24 protein-coding genes and 1 pseudogene are annotated in these 19685 nt (G+C 57.7%); 23 read left to right on the top strand and 2 right to left on the bottom strand.

From position 1 onward, the window contains the following. Positions 1–38 precede the first annotated feature (38 nt). The 23 genes and pseudogenes from PUV54_RS00125 to PUV54_RS00015 all read left to right on the top strand — a co-directional run bounded on the left by PUV54_RS00125 (position 39) and on the right by PUV54_RS00015 (position 18344). Complete coding sequence (locus PUV54_RS00125) at positions 39–1349, top strand: phage major capsid protein (RefSeq protein WP_274493486.1); 1311 nt, start codon at positions 39–41, stop codon at positions 1347–1349. A 55-nt stretch (positions 1350–1404) separates the two neighbouring features. Then, entirely contained in the window at positions 1405–1620 is a 216-nt protein-coding gene (locus tag PUV54_RS00120) for a hypothetical protein (RefSeq protein WP_274493485.1), read from the top strand. A gap of 3 nt (positions 1621–1623) precedes the next feature. Continuing rightward, positions 1624–2229 (top strand): head-tail connector protein, encoded by a 606-nt coding sequence (locus PUV54_RS00115; RefSeq protein ID WP_274493484.1) that lies wholly within the window; start codon positions 1624–1626, stop codon positions 2227–2229. Continuing rightward, positions 2226–2561 carry a phage head closure protein gene (locus tag PUV54_RS00110; RefSeq protein ID WP_274493483.1) on the top strand — a complete coding sequence of 112 codons (336 nt, stop codon included), beginning with the start codon at positions 2226–2228 and terminating at the stop codon, positions 2559–2561. Before PUV54_RS00115 ends, PUV54_RS00110 begins: the two co-directional genes overlap by 4 nt. Then, on the top strand, positions 2536–2970 hold the full coding sequence (locus PUV54_RS00105) for an HK97-gp10 family putative phage morphogenesis protein (protein ID WP_274493482.1): 435 nt from the start codon (positions 2536–2538) through the stop codon (positions 2968–2970). The genes PUV54_RS00110 and PUV54_RS00105 overlap by 26 nt, the downstream gene beginning before the upstream one ends. After that, entirely contained in the window at positions 2967–3356 is a 390-nt protein-coding gene (gp17, locus tag PUV54_RS00100; RefSeq protein WP_274493481.1) for a tail completion protein gp17, read from the top strand. The genes PUV54_RS00105 and gp17 overlap by 4 nt, the downstream gene beginning before the upstream one ends. Further along, complete coding sequence (locus PUV54_RS00095; RefSeq protein ID WP_274493480.1) at positions 3353–3790, top strand: phage tail tube protein; 438 nt, start codon at positions 3353–3355, stop codon at positions 3788–3790. The genes gp17 and PUV54_RS00095 overlap by 4 nt, the downstream gene beginning before the upstream one ends. Before the next feature lie 4 nt (positions 3791–3794). After that, positions 3795–4160, top strand: a complete 366-nt coding sequence (locus tag PUV54_RS00090) for a hypothetical protein (protein ID WP_274493479.1) — start codon at positions 3795–3797, stop codon at positions 4158–4160. Between the two features lie 26 nt (positions 4161–4186). Continuing rightward, positions 4187–4486 (top strand): annotated as a pseudogene (locus tag PUV54_RS00085) (hypothetical protein); the annotation flags it as partial. Beyond that, positions 4470–6140: a hypothetical protein gene (locus tag PUV54_RS00080; protein WP_274493478.1), complete on the top strand. Its 1671-nt coding sequence runs from the start codon at positions 4470–4472 to the stop codon at positions 6138–6140. The pseudogene PUV54_RS00085 and the gene PUV54_RS00080, both read left to right, overlap by 17 nt. Further along, entirely contained in the window at positions 6140–6760 is a 621-nt protein-coding gene (locus PUV54_RS00075; RefSeq protein WP_274493477.1) for a hypothetical protein, read from the top strand. Before PUV54_RS00080 ends, PUV54_RS00075 begins: the two co-directional genes overlap by 1 nt. Positions 6761–6769: 9 nt before the next feature. Then, positions 6770–7411: a hypothetical protein gene (locus PUV54_RS00070; RefSeq protein WP_274493476.1), complete on the top strand. Its 642-nt coding sequence runs from the start codon at positions 6770–6772 to the stop codon at positions 7409–7411. Beyond that, complete coding sequence (locus PUV54_RS00065; protein WP_274493475.1) at positions 7408–7842, top strand: DUF6950 family protein; 435 nt, start codon at positions 7408–7410, stop codon at positions 7840–7842. The genes PUV54_RS00070 and PUV54_RS00065 overlap by 4 nt, the downstream gene beginning before the upstream one ends. Before the next feature lie 3 nt (positions 7843–7845). Continuing rightward, positions 7846–10176, top strand: a complete 2331-nt coding sequence (locus tag PUV54_RS00060; protein WP_274493474.1) for a phage tail protein — start codon at positions 7846–7848, stop codon at positions 10174–10176. Then, positions 10176–10586 (top strand): hypothetical protein, encoded by a 411-nt coding sequence (locus PUV54_RS00055; RefSeq protein WP_274493473.1) that lies wholly within the window; start codon positions 10176–10178, stop codon positions 10584–10586. The genes PUV54_RS00060 and PUV54_RS00055 overlap by 1 nt, the downstream gene beginning before the upstream one ends. Continuing rightward, positions 10583–11131 (top strand): hypothetical protein, encoded by a 549-nt coding sequence (locus PUV54_RS00050; RefSeq protein ID WP_274493472.1) that lies wholly within the window; start codon positions 10583–10585, stop codon positions 11129–11131. Before PUV54_RS00055 ends, PUV54_RS00050 begins: the two co-directional genes overlap by 4 nt. 13 nt (positions 11132–11144) lie before the next feature. After that, the gene (locus PUV54_RS00045) at positions 11145–13454 is read left to right on the top strand and encodes a hypothetical protein (RefSeq protein ID WP_274493471.1); all 2310 of its coding nucleotides are present in this window, start codon (positions 11145–11147) and stop codon (positions 13452–13454) included. A 7-nt stretch (positions 13455–13461) separates the two neighbouring features. Continuing rightward, a complete protein-coding gene (locus tag PUV54_RS00040; RefSeq protein WP_274493470.1) occupies positions 13462–14322 on the top strand; it encodes a hypothetical protein in 861 nt (286 codons plus the stop codon). After that, complete coding sequence (locus PUV54_RS00035; RefSeq protein WP_274493469.1) at positions 14319–16790, top strand: hypothetical protein; 2472 nt, start codon at positions 14319–14321, stop codon at positions 16788–16790. The genes PUV54_RS00040 and PUV54_RS00035 overlap by 4 nt, the downstream gene beginning before the upstream one ends. Before the next feature lie 2 nt (positions 16791–16792). Continuing rightward, on the top strand, positions 16793–17254 hold the full coding sequence (locus PUV54_RS00030) for a DUF5675 family protein (RefSeq protein ID WP_274493468.1): 462 nt from the start codon (positions 16793–16795) through the stop codon (positions 17252–17254). An 18-nt stretch (positions 17255–17272) separates the two neighbouring features. After that, positions 17273–17671, top strand: coding sequence for a hypothetical protein (locus PUV54_RS00025; RefSeq protein ID WP_274493467.1), 399 nt, complete (start codon positions 17273–17275; stop codon positions 17669–17671). Continuing rightward, positions 17668–17883 (top strand): hypothetical protein, encoded by a 216-nt coding sequence (locus PUV54_RS00020; protein ID WP_274493466.1) that lies wholly within the window; start codon positions 17668–17670, stop codon positions 17881–17883. Before PUV54_RS00025 ends, PUV54_RS00020 begins: the two co-directional genes overlap by 4 nt. Continuing rightward, entirely contained in the window at positions 17880–18344 is a 465-nt protein-coding gene (locus PUV54_RS00015) for a hypothetical protein (RefSeq protein ID WP_274493465.1), read from the top strand. Before PUV54_RS00020 ends, PUV54_RS00015 begins: the two co-directional genes overlap by 4 nt. Positions 18345–18458: 114 nt before the next feature. Here the strand turns inward: PUV54_RS00015 and PUV54_RS00010 are convergent, their stop codons facing one another. Then, a complete protein-coding gene (locus PUV54_RS00010; protein WP_274493464.1) occupies positions 18459–18758 on the bottom strand; it encodes a hypothetical protein in 300 nt (99 codons plus the stop codon). Beyond that, the gene (locus PUV54_RS00005) at positions 18759–19685 is read right to left on the bottom strand and encodes a class I SAM-dependent methyltransferase (RefSeq protein ID WP_274493463.1); all 927 of its coding nucleotides are present in this window, start codon (positions 19683–19685) and stop codon (positions 18759–18761) included.

The following is a 19685-nucleotide window of genomic DNA, read 5'->3' as shown; positions in this document are numbered from 1 at the left end:
AGGCCAGCGCATTAACCAAACATGAGAAAGGTTATATCATGCCGACTTTGAAGGAATTGCGGGAGAAGCAAGCCAAGTTGCTGGCCGACGCCCGCGCCAAACGCGAAGAAATCACCGACAAGACGCCCGAAGCGCGTCAGAAAGAGATCGAAAAAGAACATGACGCCATGATGGCCGAGTGGGATCGTCTCGATTCTGAATATGAAAAACAGGAAGCGCAGGAAGAACGCGAGGCGAAGCAGGCCGAGCGTGAAGACCGCGCGCGCCAGCAGGAAGAAAAAGAACGGCGCAACCGGCGCCCGGATCCTGGCGATCGTGAAGAACGCAGCGCCGGCGACGAAGCGCCGAGCGTCAATGACGTGTTCACGAAGCTTTGCCAGTTTGGCGCCAGTGCGCTGAATGTGGAGGAGCGTTCGGTTTTCCAAAGCGAAATCATGGGCCGCAATTTGCCGCCGGAAATTCGCGCGCAATCGGTCGGCACGCCGTCCGAAGGCGGCTATATGGTGCCGACGGGTTTCCTCAACGAGATCACGAAAACCATGGCGATTTGGGGGCCAATGATGGATCCCGATATGTGCCGGCTTATCACGACCGACAGCGGCAATCCGTTGCCATGGCCGACCGTCAACGACACGGCCAACACCGGCGCAAAATTCGCCGAGAACGCCGCGTCACACACCGACGGCACCGACGACGTGACCTTCGGGCAAAAACAATTGGACGCTTATGTCTACCGCTCGGGGGTCGTGCAAGTCCCGCTGGAATTGTTGCAGGACAGCGCGTTCGATATGCAGTCGCTTTTAAATGAGCTATTGGGCGAACGCCTGGCGCGATCGGGCAACGCAGCGCTGACCACCGGCGACGGCACCGGCGATCCGAACGGCATCATGACGGCGACCGCCGAGGGCGTCGAAGCGGCGGCCGTCGCGGCCATCACCCTTGATGAAGTGCTGGACCTCGAACATTCGGTCGATATGGCTTATCGCATGTCGCCGAAATGCCGCTTTCAGTTTCACGACACCACCTTGAAACTGTTGCGCAAGATCAAAGATAGCGAAGGAAATTATATCTGGCAGGGTCGCGACGCGCGCACTGGCGCGGCGCCGACATTGCTCGGTTATAATTACCGCATCAACAACGCCATTGCGACGCCGGCGGCGGATGCGCGCTCGATGGTGTTCGGTGATCATGGCAAATATATCGTGCGCATGGTGCGCGGGTTTAACCTGATTGTCATGCGCGAGCGGTTCGCCGAATTGCTGCAGGTCGGTTTCCTTGGCTGGAACCGTCTCGACGGCGAACTGGCCGATGGCGCGGCGATCAAACACCTGAAACAAGCGTCGTCATAATCGCTTGAAAATCACAGTTAGGAACGGCGGGCGGCAACGCCCGCCGTTTTATTTCATGACGCAAGTAAAAATCAGACTGAAAACACACCGCGCCGGCGTTCGGTTTTCGCAAGCCGCCGGCGAAATCATCACCGTCGATAAAGAAACGGCGAAACGCATGATCGACAGCGATCAGGCGGAAAAAGTCACAAAAGCGCAAACGCGGCGCAACACGGCCGGTCCCGAAACGGCGACCGCCGGCGCGCGCGAAACCCGCGATCTTATCGGTTAATCAATGAAAACCTACAGCCTGACCAGGACAACCGCGCCCGCCGCGCCGTTCTTGTCGCTTGATGAAATCCGCACCCATTTGCGGATTGTCACCGGCGATGACGACGCATTGCTGACGGCGCTTTATTATGCGGTCGAGGGACATCTTGACGGGCCGGACGGCGTCTTAAACCGCGCGTTGATGACGCAGGAATGGACGCTGACGATCGATTGCTTTCCGGGGGTCTGCGGTTTGCGCCTGCCGCTGGCGCCGACGGTTTCCGTCGATAGCGTCACCTATACTGATGATGACGATCAGGAACAAACGGTCGCGTCATCGGTCTATCAGATTTCCGAGCGTCACGACCGATCAACGCTGTTGCTGGCGCCGGGGCAAAGCTGGCCGGGGGATTTGAGCGAGGCGCGCGGCGCCGTTTCAATCGCATTCACATGCGGTTATGGCGCGGCGTCTGACGTGCCGCATCCTATACGCGCGGCGGCGCTGTTGATGATCGGCTGGCTTTTTGAAAATCGCGAAAGCGCCATGATCGGCGGGGCGATCACGGAAAATCCGGCGGTCAAAAACTTGTTGCGGCCTTTCAGGGTCGATCAATGGGGCTTTGACGAATGAAGTCGATGGAGATCCGCGCCAGCCAGTTGCGCGAACGCATCACGCTGTTGAAGCCGACAGAAACAAAAAACGCCGGAAACGAAACCGTCACGACGTTCGAAGCATTTGCGACTGTCAGCGCCGAGATTGAGGAAGGCGGCGGGCGCGAGTTTTACGGCGCGGACAAGTTGAACGCGGAAAAGAAAATCCGGGCAAAGATCTATTTTCGAACCGATGTCGATGTGAAATGGCGCTTTATCTGGAACGCCATCACGTTTCGCATTCATGACGTGCAGCAAATCCGTCACCGCAAAGGATTAATTCTGAATGGCGCGCAAAACCTTTCGGCTTGAAGGCGTTGACGAGCTTGAAAAAGTTTTCAAGCGGTTGCCGGAAAAGCTGCGGACAAAAGTGATCTTGAACGCGGTGCGCGCCGGCGGCCGTGTCATCCGCAACGAAGCCAAGGCGCGCGCGCCGCGCGACACCGGCGAACTTGCCCGATCGATCACCGTCGCAACGGTCAAGAAAAAACGCCGCAACGAAAACAGTCTTGTGAGGGTCGGCTTTAAAAAACCAACATCGCGGCGCGCTCATTTGGCCGAATACGGAACATCGACGCAAGCCGCGCAACCATTCATGCGCCCGGCGCTTGATACGAAAGGCGAGGCGGCGATCCAGGCGATCACCGAAAAAGTCGCCGAGGGCATGGCGAAGGAAGCGGCGAAGCTTGCCAGTGAAACGGGGGCGTCGCGGCGGCGATGATTGAGGAAGCATTGATCGCCCTCTTACTGGCCGACGCCGGGGTTTCCGCGCTCGCCGGCGACCGGGTTTCGCCGACGATCGCGAGGCAAGGCGAGGCGGCGCCTTATGTCGTCGCAACAGTTATTTCGTTTACGGATCAACATCATGCAGCCGGGCCGGGTCTTAACGTCTTTCGCTGGCAAGTGGACAGCTATGCGCCAACATGGCTTGCGGCGAAACAATTATCGCGCGCCATCCATGGCTTGCTTGACGGCTATCGGGGAACAACCGCCGGCGTCGAGATCCTTTATTGCGCACTGCAGAACAAACAAGACCTCTTTGAAGCCGCGACGGAGCTTCACCGGGTCTCGCTCGATTTCCGTCTAACAGTGAGGCAATTGCAATGACATCAAATGCGATTAACTTTGAAGGCAGCCAGGTCGAAATCGGGCAAGGCAACGCCGTCACCGTCGATGAAGGTGCGGACACTTTCGATGAGATCAGCGAAGTCAAATCAACCGACGGTCCGGGCGGCGACACGACGATTTTTGACGTGACGCATTCTCAGTCTACAGCGAAAGAAAAGCGCGCCGGCACGAAAGATGAGGGCGGATTTAACGTCGTCGCCAACTACATTCCGGGCGATACGGGCCAGCAATCATGCCAGACGGCGCGGACAAACCGACAATTGCGCAATGTGAAAGTGACACTGTCCGACGGCACGGTGTTCGATTTCAAGGCGTTTTGCCGCCGGTTTCAGGTCACGTCGGGGATCGATCAGGCGTATGACGCCAATATCGATTTTGAAATCTCTGGCGACGTAACCGTCACGCCGGCGTAATCCCATGGGCAAGGCCAGGGGTATTTCAACGATCAAGTTTAACGGCCGCGACGTTAAACTGACCTTTGACATGCGCGCGGTTGAGGCTATTGAGGAGGATCTTGATCTTTCGATCAATCAAATATTGATGCGCATGCAGATCAAGACAGATCCCGAAACCGGCGAAATGATCACGCCGCGTTTCAAGCTGTTTCGGGTGATGCTGAAACATTTGTCAGCGCGTGACGATAATCCGTTGACCGATGAAGAAATCGGCGCGGCGGAAATCGGCGTCGAAAAGATGATCGAGATCGGCAATATTGTCGGCAACGCCTATCCGGATGAGGATCCGGGGGCGTCGCCACTCACCAATGACGAAAAAAAAGACTAGAGAACGAGCCGACGCCCTGGGCCTATTGGCATGAAATCGCCTTTGGCGTCATCGGCTATTCACCCGAGACATTTTACAGCCTGACATTGCGCGAATGGATGCACGCGTTGCGCGCCCATGCGCCACGCGAAGAAGTCAAGCAAACGCACTTGCTAAGTGAAATGGCGGTGATCCTGGCGAATGCGCATCGATCGCCAAAGTCGCCGGCTATCAAGCCGCATCAATTAATGCCCTGGCTGACAAATGTGAAGCTTGGGCGAAGCCCAGAAGAAATCAAAGCCGCGTTTATGGCGTACGGAGCAAAACCACGTGACGACAATCGGTAGCCTTGGCGTCGATCTGACGGCGAAAATCGCCGGATTTGAAGCGAACATGAACAAGGCGAACGCCACATTGCAGCGCAATCAGCGCAAGATGAACGGATCCTTAAAGCGCATCGAGGACGGCTTTAACAAGATCGGCCGCGCAGCGGCGTTGTTTGCTACCGGCGCCGGCGCGGCGCTGGCGATCCGGGGTTTTCAGCGCGTATCGGAACAAGCGATCCAGTTTGGCGACACGCTGGCGAAGCAGGCCGACCGCATTGGCGTCAGCGTCGAGGCGTTGCAAGAGTTGCGCTACGCCGGCGAGCGGATCGGCGTCGCCTATGATCAGACAGATGAAAGCCTGAAACGGTTTTCAAAATCGATCGGTGAAGCGCGATCGCAAACCGGCACGCTTTACACGCTCTTGAACAAGATGGATCCGGGCTTTCTGGCCGAGGTTGTCGCCGCCGACGATGTCGATCAGGCGCTTGAGCTTGTCTTGACACGGCTGGCGGCGACCGAAAACGCCATGGAACGCAACGCGCTTGCGGCGGCGGCGTTCGGGCGCAAGGCGGGCGCGGCGTTCGGCGTTTCGGCAAGTCAGGTGAAAGGCTTGCGCGATGAGTTTCGCGACATGGGCGCGGTGCTGGATGAAAGCCTTGCGCGTAAGGCCGAAGAAGCCGCCGACCGTCTCACCGATCTCGATGCGGTGATGTCAACGAAACTCAATAAAACCGTTCTCGATAACATCGAAGGTTTTGTCGCGTTCAAAGAGCTATTGAACGAAATACAATTGATCGCCATCGATCTTGCTGCCTCTATCGGGGATCTTTCCGCGCGGGGGTCGGGTCTGGCGAAAGGCGCGGGGCTGCAGTTACTGCAGGCCGAACTAAACGCGCTTGAAAGCCAGCCGGCGCGAAATCCGCAAATCAATAAAGAAATCGAGCGATTAAAGTCAGAGATCGCACGCATCAAGGGCGAGTTGCGCGGCGCGCCGACGGTTTCGCTTTCCGACGTCATCGGCGCTGTGGGGCCGGCGACCGCGCCGCCGCCCGGCGGCGGATCCGGCGGCGGTGCGGCGATACCGGGAACGCCAAGCCTATCGCCGACGAAAATGAAGGAAATCGAAGAGCATCAATTGCGCATCGCCGAAAACAATGCGCGGCTTGCGAAAAGCGCGGAAATGCTGGCGGCGAAAAACGAACAATTATCGTTGTCGTTTCAATATGCCTTTGAAAACGCCGCGCTAGACGCCTTGTTGAACGGCGATATTTCCGGCGCGATCCAGAACCTTGCGAAAGATTTCGCCATCCTGATTTTGCGCATGACCGTTTTAAAGCCGCTGGCGGAAAGTCTTTTCGGCGGTCTTAATCTTTTCGGCGGCGGGGGCGGTTTCAGTTTCGGCGGCGGCAGGGCCGTGGGCGGTCCTGTGACGGGCGGCAAAACCTATCTTGTCGGGGAACGCGGGCCGGAGCTTTTCGCGCCGAATGTTTCCGGATCGATCATGTCGAATGCGCAAATGGCGGGGATGGGCGGCGGCGTCACCATCCATCAGACAAATCGATTTGATGTCGGGCTGGAAAGCGTTTCGGACATGATCGCCAAACAGACGCCGGCCATTGCAGCGGCGACAACGGATGCGCTCAACAAGGCGCGCGCCCGGCCGAGGCACGCCTGATGGCGATGATCACCTTGCCCGAAGCGCCGATCGGATGGCGGGTTTCAGCCTTTGGCATTGAGCGCGCCGATGCGGTCGGCGAGTTTTTAAACGGGGCCGTGCAAGTCACCGAATATCAGCGCGCGTTATGGGCGGGAAAGATCAGTTTGCCGCAACTTGACGGCGCGGCGCGGCGGCAATGGCGGGCGGCGCTGGCGCAATTGGCGCAATTGTCAAACCGTTTTGAAATGGGGCCGCCTGATGCGCAATCGGGGCCGTCAACGGGCTATGCGGGGCCGGGCCTTTTGGTCAATGGCGGCTCGCAATTAGGGACGTCGATCGACATTGATAACGCAACAGCGGCGGCGGATCTGTTGGCGGCGGGTGATTATTTCATGGTGACGGCCGCCGGCGTCAAGGAATTGAAGATCGCAACCGCCGATGCGACCGCCGACGGATCCGGCGAGGCGACGATTTCATTTTACCCGCCATTGCGCAATGCGCCCGATGATAATGCGGCGGTTGAAATCGATGCGCCCGTCACCGCGTTTCGCTTAACCACGCCGACAATGATCTGGCAAAACAGCCTGGACGGCGGGACAGATTTCGACATCGACTTCATCGAAGCATTTGCACCGTAAACGGATTAAATGACCCTCGAAACCATTGTTACATCGCCGACCGTGCGGCCGGTTGTGGTCGGCTGGCTTGATTTTAGCGACGAGCCGGTTTTCGGCTGGACCGGCAACGGCGCATTGCAGCCGACCGGCACCGGTGATCCGGTTTTGGACGGCAATGTGTTTTTGCCCGTGGAAGCGGCCGTCGATATTTCCGAATTTGTAACAAACATGTCTAACGGGCGGCCGGTATCGCTGACCTATAACGCCACGGACAATGACCAGGAGGTCATACGGCAAATTGTGCGCGACCGGCGCGTGTGGCAATTGCGCGATGCGAAAATCTGGATGTTTTTCGTCGATGATAATGGCGATTTGCATCCGACGATCATTCAAATGTTTTCCGGCAAGATCATCCAGGCCAACACGAACCGGCAACCGGGGCAGGGCGCGCGGATTATTCTAGAACTGGACCGTGATTTGCGGCGCTCGATTTCCGGCGAGGCGCGCTGGATCGATCATGGCCGGTATAACGCTGCCGATAAGTTCTCATCCTTCATTCTGGACACCGCAAACGGCAAGATCGGCACCGCCGACCGGCCGCCGACCTCGGCGTTTTCCGGCGCTGGCTTCGCCGGGCGTGGTTTTGATCCGGCGCTGGTGAACCTGCAATGACATTTGAACGAAAAGCCGGCTGGCCGCGTCTTTTAAACGAACATGTGACGCAAGCGAAAGCAGAATTTCGCCGGCGCGGCTTCGCGTGGGGGCGGTTTGATTGCGCGACTTTCGCATGTGATTGGGTCTTGAAAATGACGGGCGACGATCCGTTAGCGGATTATCGCGGCAAATACGACAGCCGCGAAAGCGCGATCCGCGCCCTTTGGGGCGAGGGCGATAAAACCTATCTTGACGCCTTGTCGCGGGTGTTCGGCGTACCCGTGCATCCGGCGCACGCGAAGCGCGGCGACATCGCCTGGATCGAAGATGATCGCGCCGTCGGGGTTTTTGTCACCGAGGGCGCGCATCAGCGCGCGGCGTTTTTGGGGGAAAACGGCGTCGTGATCATGCCCATGCGTTATATCGACGCCGGATTCGTGATCGGCTGATCTATGGGGAAGGTCTTAAAGGTTGTCGGCACGGTTCTCGCCGTTGCCGGTTTTGTCGCGGCGACCATCGCCACATTTGGCGGATCGGCGGCGCTGGCCGGCGTTCTCGGCGTGACGACGACCACGCTTTCCACAATCACAACGGCGGTGACGATCGGCGGTGCGGTTGCGGGCGCCCTTGGCGCGGCGCTAACGAAGGGGCCAAAGCTTGAGGACATCGGCGCGAATGCGCGCGGGCAGGCGTTTGTCGATCCAAATGCGCTTGGCGGTTATGCGTTCGGCGAAACGGCGGTCCCGGCGGCGATCATTTTTGAAGAAAATTACGGCGACGAAAGCGAGCTAGTCGCGAACGTCGCCGCTCACTGCTGGCACGAAATTGACAGCTATCAGAGTTTGCATGTTGACGGCGAGCTTGTGTCTTTTTCCGGCGACGCGGCGACGGGCGATTATGCCGGCGTTTTAACTTGGAAGCGCAAGACCGGGGCGAGCGGTCAGACGGCGATTTCGTTGCCGTCAACAGTCTGGCCGAGCGATGCGGAAGGGGCGGGCGTCGCGCATTCAGCGTTTGTCTGGAACTTCAAGGACCAGGACATTTTGACCGGCGGCGTGCCGACCAGGTTGACGATCAGGGTGCGCGGCGCGCTGTTGTATGATCCGCGCCTTGATACGACGGCGGGCGGATCCGGATCGCATCGTTATGATGATCCGTCAACGTGGGAATATAACGACGGCAATGCGGCGTTAGTGCTGTTGCGTTATGTGATCGGCGAGCGTGCCGCGAATGGCGATATTATATGGGGCGTGGGCGAGCCGCAAACGGATGTTGATCTGGCGAGCTTTATCGCCGCCGCCAATGTCTGCGATGAAACGCGGGACGGGGTGCCGCGCTATCGCCTTGGCGGTTATTTTCCGACCACGAACAATCACGAAGCGTTTTTTGATCAATGGGAGGCGTCAACCGGCGGCAAGGTCGCGATCATCGGCGGCAAGCGTTTTTGTTGGGTGCCGCATGACGACTTGACGTCGATGGATACGATCACCGACGCGGACATTTTGCGCGACGGCGGCGTTTCGCATCAGGCCGGGCCGGATCCGCGCCAACTGATCAACACCGTGCGCGGGCGGTACATTTCAGCGGCTGATTTGTTCCAGGGCGCGCCCTATCCGGAAGTTGAAGAAAGCGCGCTTGTCAGTGATGACGGCGGGCGCCGCATCCAGACGATCGATTATGGATGGGTGCAGGATATTGAAACATGCGAACGCCTGGCGCGCTACGCCATCAAGCGGTCGCGCTATGGCCGGTTGTGGACGCTGGCGATGGGGTGGAAGGGCGTTTTATATGATCCGTTTACGGTCGTCACGCTTAACATTTCTGAAACGGACTACGAAGATCAGCTTGCGCGGATCATCGACAAGACCGTGTCGATCGATGGCGTTTCGATCGTCACCTTTCAGGAGGAAGACGCCAGCATTTATGACGACACGCCGGCGTTAGGAACGCCGCCGGCAAAATCAACAATCCCTAACAGGGTTGATCGCATCGGCACTTATACGCCGCGCCTTTTTGACGGGACGTCGATCGATGAAATTATTTCATCGGGGCGCGACAAGACCCTGGCCGACGGCGTCATGGCCGAACAATCCGGCGGCGAGACAGGCCGCACGCTGGCGATCGGCGCGGCAGACGGTTTTGTGAGAGACGGCGACAGCGTTTCGTTTTCGCAGGATTGGGACGCGCCGCCGATCGTGCGGTTTGGCGCCGGCGGGTTGTCACATTCAAGCGGTCTCAGCGAGCCGCAGCAACAAGTGTACCGGGCGCTAAATCTGACGAAATCGGGCTTCACCGCATCGCTGAAACTGAAATCAACGGGGTCGGGCGGCACCACGTCTTATGACGACGGGCCGGGATCGTTAGTCGGCGGAACGCCCGGATGGCAGATTGAAAAATCAAGCGATGATGAAGACACCAACGATAATTACGAGTTTGAATTTTCCGTCAACGCCAATGATGGTGAAATCGTCGAGGGCGAACCCGTCGTCGGCATGGTTTCCGTCGGCTTTTACACGCGCACGTTAAGCGGCGGCGCATGGGTCAAGCGCGATCAAAAACAATACAACGTCAGCGGCACATATATCCATTCGATCACCGTTGACGGTCTAGACAGCGACAGCGCGTTCGGCATTCACCGTGAAAGCGGGGCGTTGCCGGCAAACGACGTCACCGCGTTCATTGAAGTGCGATACGAAAAAACAACGATTAACGAAGTCACGGCGACGCCGGCAGGCGCGTCAAGCGTGCCTTATTGGCTGATCGGCAATGCAGAGGGTGTTTGATGGGATGGTCAATCGAAACCTATGACGGGATCCGCGATCAGCTTGGCGAAAATCTTCGCTTGCCGGAACGGGCCAGCGGGGCCGGCGTCAAGGTCAAGGCGCCATGTTGCGGGCGATGGGTTTTGCCGGTTGTGCTGGTCGATGCGCGGCACTGGCCGGCGGCGCTGTCGGGCGGCGCGCCGTTTGTTTGCGACGGATGCTGGACCCAATGGGAGCGTGAAGGGCGCGACGACGGCACCGGGCAGGCGTTCGATGAAGCGCGCATGTATGAAATGAACGGCGCGCCGGTCGATTTTGTGCAAAAAGCGCGCGGGATCATCAATCGCCGGGCGGCGCGCTTTCCCATTGAAAACAGGACGCGCAGACAAGGGCGCCGTGACAATCGGCAAAGTCAGGGCCGGGGCGCATGAAAACCTATTATGCGGTCGCGCATCGGCGCGGCGGGAGATTATTGCACGCAAGTCTATCGCCTAACCTGGTCGTCGATGAGGGGATCGACGATCTTGTGGACAAGTATTTCAAAGGCGCGGGCTATAGCGCGGCGCATTATGTCGGGATCATGGCCGCCTCGCCGACGATCGCCGCCGGCGACACCATGGCGAGCCATGGCGGCTGGACGGAAATCACCGATTATGACGAGGCGTCGCGGCCGGCCTATGCGCCCGCTAATGCGGTCGATCATCAGATCGCCAATCAGACATCGCCGGCGCAATTCACCTTTAACGCGAGCGTCACCGTGGGCGGTCTTTTTCTGACCACGAACAACGCCAAAGGCGGCGCGGGCGGGCTTTTATACAGCGGCGCGAGCCTCGCCGGCGGCAATCTCGCCGTGCAGTCGGGCGACACGCTGGACGTCGTCGCCATCGCCAACGCCGGCGCGCTGCTGGACAACTTCCGTTTTCTCGACAGCGAACTGTTTCAGTTTTTAGACGGCGAAACAGTCGAGTTTCTCTAGCAAGGATTAAACGATGAATTTGAACGATCCGTCGCGGAACGAAATCCTGACCTATTCGCCGGCGCTGGCGCGGCTTTACATGCTGACCGAAGACGGCGCGCCGGCGGACGGCTATATCACGCCGGAGAACTTGATTGATGTCGTCTCCGAAGACCCTACTGAGAACAACATAGCGTCGCCGGGCGACAGCTTGCGGTTGATCATCGCCAATGGCGCGGAATGGGCTTCAACGCTGATTTCCGATTTCAAGACAAACGTCATCACGCCGGTTGTTAATTCGATAATCGCCGCTGCTGGTCTCGACAATATCACGGTGACAGCGGCGACGGACCTTGACGCCATCCGCACGCGCGTCGCCGAACTCGATGCGGCGGTCATTCTAAAGGGCGGTTGGGATGCGTCTGCCGGCACGTTCCCCGGCGGCGGCTCGGCTGAAGAAGGTCACGCCTATCAGGTGACGACAGCGGGCACGGTTGACGGCGTTGATTTCAGCGTCAATGACCGGATCATCGCGCTGACCGATGACGCATCCACAACAACCTATGCGGCGAACTGGCTGAAAGCCGATTATTCCGATCTCGTTTCATCCGTTGTCGGATTAACCGGCGCGATCAGTCAGGGCGCTTTGCTGACAGCGCTGGGGCTGTCAAGTGCAGCGCAGGACATTGCCGACAACGATACGGCTGTTGCGTCTCTCGCGGTTGATGTTGCGACGCTGGAAGATACGCAACCCTTGCCGATCTATGCCGTAGCAGCCAGTCAGGCCGCAAGCGTCACCATGTTTGACACGGCCATTAACACCACGGCTGTCGATTTTGGTTTGAAGGCGGATCATTATCAAAATAATAACAAGGTTGACGTAACTGAAAACCATATTTCGATTAAGGGCGCGACACGCCCGCGCGGCACGTCAAACACCACAGCGGGTCAGGAAACCGTCATCGAGATGACGGCGGACGATCTGCCGATTTTCGACGTGCAGGCCGGATCATTCCAGTGCGAAAACATCCACTTCAAGGTGCCGGCGGATACGGAAGCCAACACCATCATTGCGCAGGATAGTCCGTCCACTGACGCTGATGTTGATATGGTGCTGGCCGATTGTCACTTTTCAGGGCGCAGCGGTGACGGTCTTGCCTATGCTCATGTTCTGGTAAAGGGGCGCGGCCTCAAGGCTTACGGCACCCATGAGGGCGGCGGCACCGTATTCGAGTTCACCTTTGCGGACGTGACAGAGGCAGACGACGACACGACCAAAGGTCCGATCTACGGGATGCGCAATTACGAGATTGGCCCGTTCCGTCTCCATGGCGCAAACGGCCTTCTCGGTAAGAACACGGGATCGAACAAGGAAAACATCCGCGCCGTCAAACTTTTCAATATCCATGGCGATGTTGGCGGCAGGTTGTGGGAAGGGTTCCTTCGCGGCTCTGTTAATGGCGCCGATTTCGCTTGGTCATTAAACGCGCCGCTGGTTCTGGATGGCGCAGAAGACCTTGAGATTAACGGATACACCGTTCTCGGCCACCCTGAACAGGCGTCGCGCCGCCCGGATCATGCGATCCTCATGCGTCCCGGCGAGTACAAGAACGCCAACATCAGGGGCGCCACGGTTCGCTATACCGATGGCTCCGTCATTATGGCGGATGGCGACGGCACCGCGACCATCACCAGCGAGATTTCCGATTGCCATATCAATGTTGATGCGCGCGAGTATGGCGTAACATCTGGCGCCAGCTATTTGTTCGAAGCCGAAGACATGACGAAAGCGCACATCAAGCTTTCAGGGTCCGGTTCCAAGCATACGAACAACACGGCAGTTCATCCCATCAAGATTTCCAATTGCACCGATGTTGAAATTGATATTACAGACCTGAAGCTGATCGGCGATTTCCGTGGTCTGATCGAAGACGGCGGGGGCAACTCCAACGTACGGGTCATAGGCGGCGCGTTCGAGTTTGATGCGGATGAAGTCGAGTCAAATGGGGACATCATTAGCCTTGTTTGGCCGTATTATGACTCCATCGTTGAAATCACAGTCTATGACCGCAGCACTGGCCTTTCAAACCACCTGCTGAAACAACTGTTCCTTGTGGAGACCATTGGCGGCACGGCGCAATGTGCAAAGCTTCTGGACACTGCTATTGGCGGCAATCTCGAAAATCAGGCCGTAACTTCAGGCGCTCCGGTGATGGGTGACGTAACGGATGACAGGGTTGGTCTTATTGCCGACACGTCAACCAACGACTTTTACATCGTCCAGCGCCTTAACTCCATCGACGCCCGTATTCGAATTGAGAACATGGGGACGATGACGTTCTAGGTGTATTATGGCGGTTGAAACACTTAATCGAGACATTGAGAAAACGCGGCTGGAAAGCGGCGACAGCGACCCCGGCGCGCAGTCCGGCAAGACGCTATTGGCGACCAAGACGATTGATCTGGGGGCCGGGCGTTCGGTTATCTATCGCAGCTATGTGCTTGGTTCAGGCGGGGGCGGGGCATGGTCGCCTGATGACGAGGCGAGCCTGCTGGCGTGGTACGATGCGTCGGATACGGACAGCATCACGATTGACAGCGGGTCCGATGTTTCGCAGCTCAATGACAAGTCCGGCAACGGTTATCACCTGACCGAAGCGACCGCCTCTGAAATGCCGCATACGGGCGTTGAGACGATCAACAGCCTGAACGTCCTTGATTTCGATGGTTCAACCCATCGCCTGACCAATGGCTCGTTCCCGTGGGCGTCTAACAACAACATCACGATCCTGATGGTTGTTGAGGTTGATGATCCTGATGGCGGTCATACGGTCCTGCGTTGCGGTGACAGCTCATGGTTTCAGCTTCGCTCAAGCACGACGACAGGCTGGCTGCCTTTTGTGGAGATGTTTGGCGCGAGCAATGAAGATCTGTTTTACGACACAGGTGTCGATGGCGCGCCGGTTCTGGTTGAGATGGAGTTTGACTTCGCCAATGACGAGAACGCGCTTTATGTGGGCGGTGTCCTTCGCGACAGCAATGATCCGGGTTACGCCACGGCGCTCGCCAGCACGGTTCTTGACGTGATGCACAATCGCGGCACGTTGCACACAGACGGCAAGTTCGCCGAAATGATCATCTTCAGCACTGTCGATCAGACGATCCGCGAGAACGCCCGCGCTTATCTCAATACAAAATGGGGGCTTGCGTGACGATTCCGAGCATCGGCGGCGCATCAGCCATGATCGGCGGGTCATTGCTGGCGATGACAGCGGCGGCCCCCGCCTCACAGGATCAGCTTGTCGTCTCTTTCTATGACTTCAAGACGGACCCTTACGTTGATCTCGTGGCCTCGCACGGCACCCCATACGGTGAAGTGAAGGTTTCCGGTTCCAACTGGCGTTCTCAGGATTTGTTCGAGGGCGGCTACATCGACCAGGACGGGACCATGACTTCGGCGCCCGCTGGCCTGACGCAGATTACCGGCTATGAAATTCTCTACCAGGGGTTTTCGAACAACCCGTCCTATTACAACGGGCGAACGCTGGTTCTTGAGTGCGACCAGGGCAAGTTCAAGGACGGCTCTAACAACACTATCGGCATCAGCCAGTTAGGCGCGACGCTTTCCGATACGACATGGCACGAGGAAAGCGAAGAAACCGCGACGAATGGGCAGACGCAATTCACGCTCACTAACGGCGCGCATTCCGGCGCAGATTGGAACGACAATCAGGTTCATGTTTTTGTCGATGGACTAAGAGAGGCGCACCGCCAAACACCGACGACTGATTACACAGTTGCAAAATCCGGCGATGACGTTGTGGTCACTTTTCAAAGCGCCATGTCCGGTGGAGAGGTTGTGTTTATCAAGGTTCACCGCCGCGAAATAGAGATCGACACGGAGAATTGGGGAACGAGCGCGCCTCGTTCGGCGGGGCCTTTCCCGGTTACGAATATCGGCAACGCTTCGGTGATCGAAGACTGGAAGCCGCTACGGGTGTTCTGGAAGGATGAAGAGGACGACTTTCGGGACCGCTTCAATAATCCGTACAAGTTTTTCGCCCCATGGTTCCGCAATTACTACACGTTCCAGACGCATTTGCGCGTGATGGATTTGTTCGACCCCATGCGGAATTGCGCATCCGTTCCCGCTGATATGGCGTTGCTGACTGATGCAACCATTGGCGGCGGTTGCGGTCAGATGCGTCCTGATCACGACTACACGGCTAATGGAGGCGTTGGCCATCGTCAGGGCAACCCCATCCTGCCCCTGCTTGATTTTTGTAAACAGACAAGCTGCACGCCATGGATCAACATGCCGGTCTATGTCGGCTCGCCGTTTTATCCCGTGGTAGAATACACGTCTATTCAGTCGGGTGGTTCCACACAGCTAGGGTATCTCTGGTTCAATCCGAACGAAGTGGACTTGGGCGAGACCGTCACCATCGACAGCCAGTCGGTCGCCGGGGTGGCGACGCTGGACGTGGCGAACAAGCGCATCGTTCTGGATGCTGACGGTAATTTTGCGCACAGCAGTAACAGCCCCAACGTCATCTATAAGGTCACGGTTTCCTATACGGATGTTGACGGCGATCCGCAGACGTTCACCTGTTCCTTGCGTGTCATCACCGATGGCGCCGGTAATTATTACTGGTGGCGCGGTGCGGACGATTGGGAAGACAACGAGACGTTTTACGACGATCACCGCGCATGGGACTTATGGGCGGATTGGATACTGGATCAACTGGTCGCCGTTGATTGGTCGCCAAGCGATGAAGTCATTATCGAGTTTGGCAATGAGTTATGGAACGGCGCGGCGGCGTTTGACGTGGCGACGCAATACGCCGCCAGTTGTGGCGTTCAAAAGGCGTTTCATGAGGCCAACTATTCCGGGGCGGGGTACATCTCAGCCAAGCTGAAAAAGCGGCTGGACGACCGCATGACGGCCCGTGCGCTATCGTTCAATATCACTATGGCCTTGGGCGTGCAGACTTCCGTAGGCGCTTATTTCGTAGAGTCGCGCATGGAGGGCTACTCCGGCTTTTGGGAGGGGACCGAAGGCGGATCGCTTACGGGTTCGGCGCTCAACGCCAAGCTGGCTGAGGCGAAAATTTGCATCACGAATTATTGGTCTGATGCTCTTTCAAACGATGCGGCGTCAAACCTGACGGGCGAGACCGGCGCAACCCACGTAACGGAAGTGACGGACGCTTATGACGCCGATGAGGCGGCGTTCTGGCAAAGCGTTGAAGACTGGTATCTCGACGATACGGCGTCAGGCGGAGACCTAAACTCCATCAAGTACAAAATTCGTTGGGTGACGGAGCTTTACGACGCCTGCCAGGCAGAGGCCGAAAACTGGAACACGAAAGTCCAGTGGTCCTATGAGGGCGGCAGCCATGATTTTTCCGGCTCTATCCCCTCTGGCATCCGCAGTCATTCAGGGTTCAACGCCTCCTATTACAATCAGATGCAAGGGCCGGGAGATTTGGCAGCAACGATATGGGCGACGTTCGTTTCCCGCATCCGTGCGAAAGACCCGACCTTCGCGCCGGCGGCTTATGGCGGTCCCTATGACAGCGAACAGGACGCGGGCGATTACGGCCAGCCATGGGCCTATGGCGAGTATCAGGCGACGCTGAACGCTTACGCAACGGCAATACAGGCATCAGGAGTTTAGGCATGAAAATCATCGTTGACCGCTACAAGTCGGATGATAATGCAACGCTGTCGCGCATATTCGTATTTGATGGCGATCAGGAGGTTTATGCCTGTTTCGGTCTTGAGGACGAATACCGGGATGTGAAAGTCCGCGGCGAAACGCGCATCCCCGCCGGCAGGTATAATGTCGGCATACGGAAGGAAGGCGGATTTCATTCCCGTTACATGCGCAAGGCGGCCACCCGCGACATTCATCGCGGCATGCTTCATATCCTCGACGTGCCGGGCTTTGAATACATTCTGATTCACATTGGCAATTTCGAAACGGACACGGCGGGGTGTTTGCTGGTCGGGCGGCAGGCCAATGAACGGGGCATGTACATCGAAAAGTCGGTATCCGCCTATCGCGGGCTTTATTCCGCTGTCATCGGCGCGGCCGAGCGCGGCGACCTGACCATCGAGTTTCAGGACAATGATCGGTAAGAGGCCGGAGGCCGGGAGATGAAACTACAAATGGCGAATGAGGCAGTTTTTTCGGCGCCCATGGTTGCGGCGGGCGTTTGGACCGCGATCACCGGCGACACGTTTTTCCCCTCGCTCGCCGGGGCGTGCTTTGCGGTTTATTTCCGGTCGCAACGCAAAACCGAGGGGCCGGACGGGCCGCAATATCTGATCAAGGATCTGATCGCAACCGGCGCCATGTCGCTGGTGATCGGTCTTGTTGCCGGGCCTTATCTCGCCTCGCAATTGCCGGACGGCGAAGGCGTCGTCGGCGTCGGCGCGCTGATCATGGCCTTTGTCGGCACGGCGTTGCTAGCGAAGCTGAACCGCATGGATTGGGATTTGGGGCTGGTGTTCAAGTCGATCGCTGACGTGCTGCATAAAAAGAACGGGAAATGATGATGACCTGGGAAAACGCCCGCAAATGGATTTCAACGGCGATGATCGGCGTCATTCTGATTTTAAGTATTGCGAGAACAACCGATCGCTTTACCGGGACCGAAGCGCGCGAAGCCATCGCCGTCAGGGACCAGGAGCGCAAGGCCGCAATTCGCATTGTCTGCCGCCATCATGCTGACGATTGCGCGGCGGAAGACTTGAGCGGCCAATGATCGCCATCATCATCAAGCTATTGTCCGCCATCGGCTTGACCGATGCGGCGGCGAAGAAATTCGCGCCGGTCGCCGGCGTCGGGCTGGCGATCGCCGGGCTGTTGGCGGTGAAACTTATCCATGACGCTTATGTGGGCGCCTATTACGACAAGGGTTTTTCCGAAGGTCAGGCCGAATGGGAAAGCGCCAGGGTCGCGGCCCTGGAAGCGGAAAAGGAACGATTGCGGGCCGAGGCGCAGACAGCGCGCCAGGCGGCCGCCGAAAGGGATCAACGCTATGCCATGGAAATCGCCGACATCACGCGCCGGGCGCTGTCTCAGAGCCGCCGCGATTATCCCGCTCTTAGCGCTGCCGTCGTGCGGGCACTTAACCAGGGAACGCACCGCGCCAATTCTGACATCACTCGATCCGCCGGCGCATCTGTTGAAGATTTGCCCGCCGATCGAGATCCGCCGCGCTGATTTGCCGGGCGGCGAGATGAGCGAAACCGCCGTCGCCGATTATGAAACGCAGCGCGATAACGCCTATCGGGCGTGCGCGGTGAACAATAACGATCTGGTCAACTGGATCTGGGATCAGTGAGGTTCTTGCTTTAGCTCGTTGCGTGCCCATTTCTGGTATGAATTTATGTTCTTCAATTTATCCCAGTGAACAAGCAGCGCTAACGGAAAAGGGATCGAAATCAGCAACACGGTGCGTGCTTTTTCATATTCTCCCATAATCGCCGCCGCGCCAGCGCCAGTGATAATCATCAGTAAAAGGAAAAACAGAACGGCTTGCAAAAACAGATAGTCGAAACGAAGCTGCCGTGCTTTGTCTTTTCGCTCTGTGCTCGACAGGTGTGCAAATTCGATGTCAGCATTACTGTGCATCATTTATCCTTTCTTCCGCACCCAGAATGATGACGGCTCGGCGTCAAGATGATTGGCGAAGCCCGGCAGGATCGCCGCCATTTCATCGGTGCGCGTGCGCGACAGCCAGTTGGCGCTGAGCATGATGTCAAACCCGCCGCCGGACAAGAGCGCTTCCAGCAAATATTGTTCGTTCCACAACAGGCCGCGATCGATGATCCAGTCCTCGTGATAGTCGAACGGCGTGAAAATGTCGTGGACATGAACGATGACGCCGGGGGCGAGGGCGGGCAGCACTTCGAGATATTCGAACAGCACGTCGCCCTGGGGGCGGATGATGTGCGATGAGTCGATGAACAATATGTCGCCTTCTGAAAGCTGGTCGAAATAAGCGGGATCGAGGGATTCCGCTTTTTTTCTGACCGTCTCAACGCCCAGCCGGTCGAGCCATGGGGCTTCATAAGGTTCGATGCAGGTATGGCCGCCGCCGCCATTTGCTTTCAGAGCCTTGACTGCCAGCTTGGTCGAATGGCCGGAGCCGATTTCGATGATGCGTTTCGGTTTCAGTTTGCGGATCATGCCGTAAAGGATCTCGGCGTCGCCGGGGCCGTAACAACCGTTGTAGTATCCGAACGAAAGATCGTCGGGCGGCGTGACGGGGAGGTCCGCAATCTCGCCCATGAATGGTTCAAGCGCCGCCAGCAAGGCCATTTGCGCGTCGATGTCGAGCGTCACGCCCGGCAGGTTGCGCGCATCGCGCAAGGGCGCGCGCAAATCCTCGCGCGTGATGAACGGCCGGTAATAGGTTCGGTTCTGTAAGACGATGTTGAGCCGGTCGAGCGCCGCCGCGCTGCGCGGCATGTTGGGGAAGTCAGCCGCAACGGTGCGCAGGATTTTCGACCCGGCGGCAAGCCACGCGGCGGAAATAAAGTCAATCAGTTTTTGTTTCAT

Source organism: Hyphococcus flavus, assembly GCF_028748065.1.
GTDB lineage: Bacteria > Pseudomonadota > Alphaproteobacteria > Caulobacterales > Parvularculaceae > Hyphococcus > Hyphococcus flavus.
This window is presented reverse-complemented; position numbering and strand designations above follow the sequence as displayed.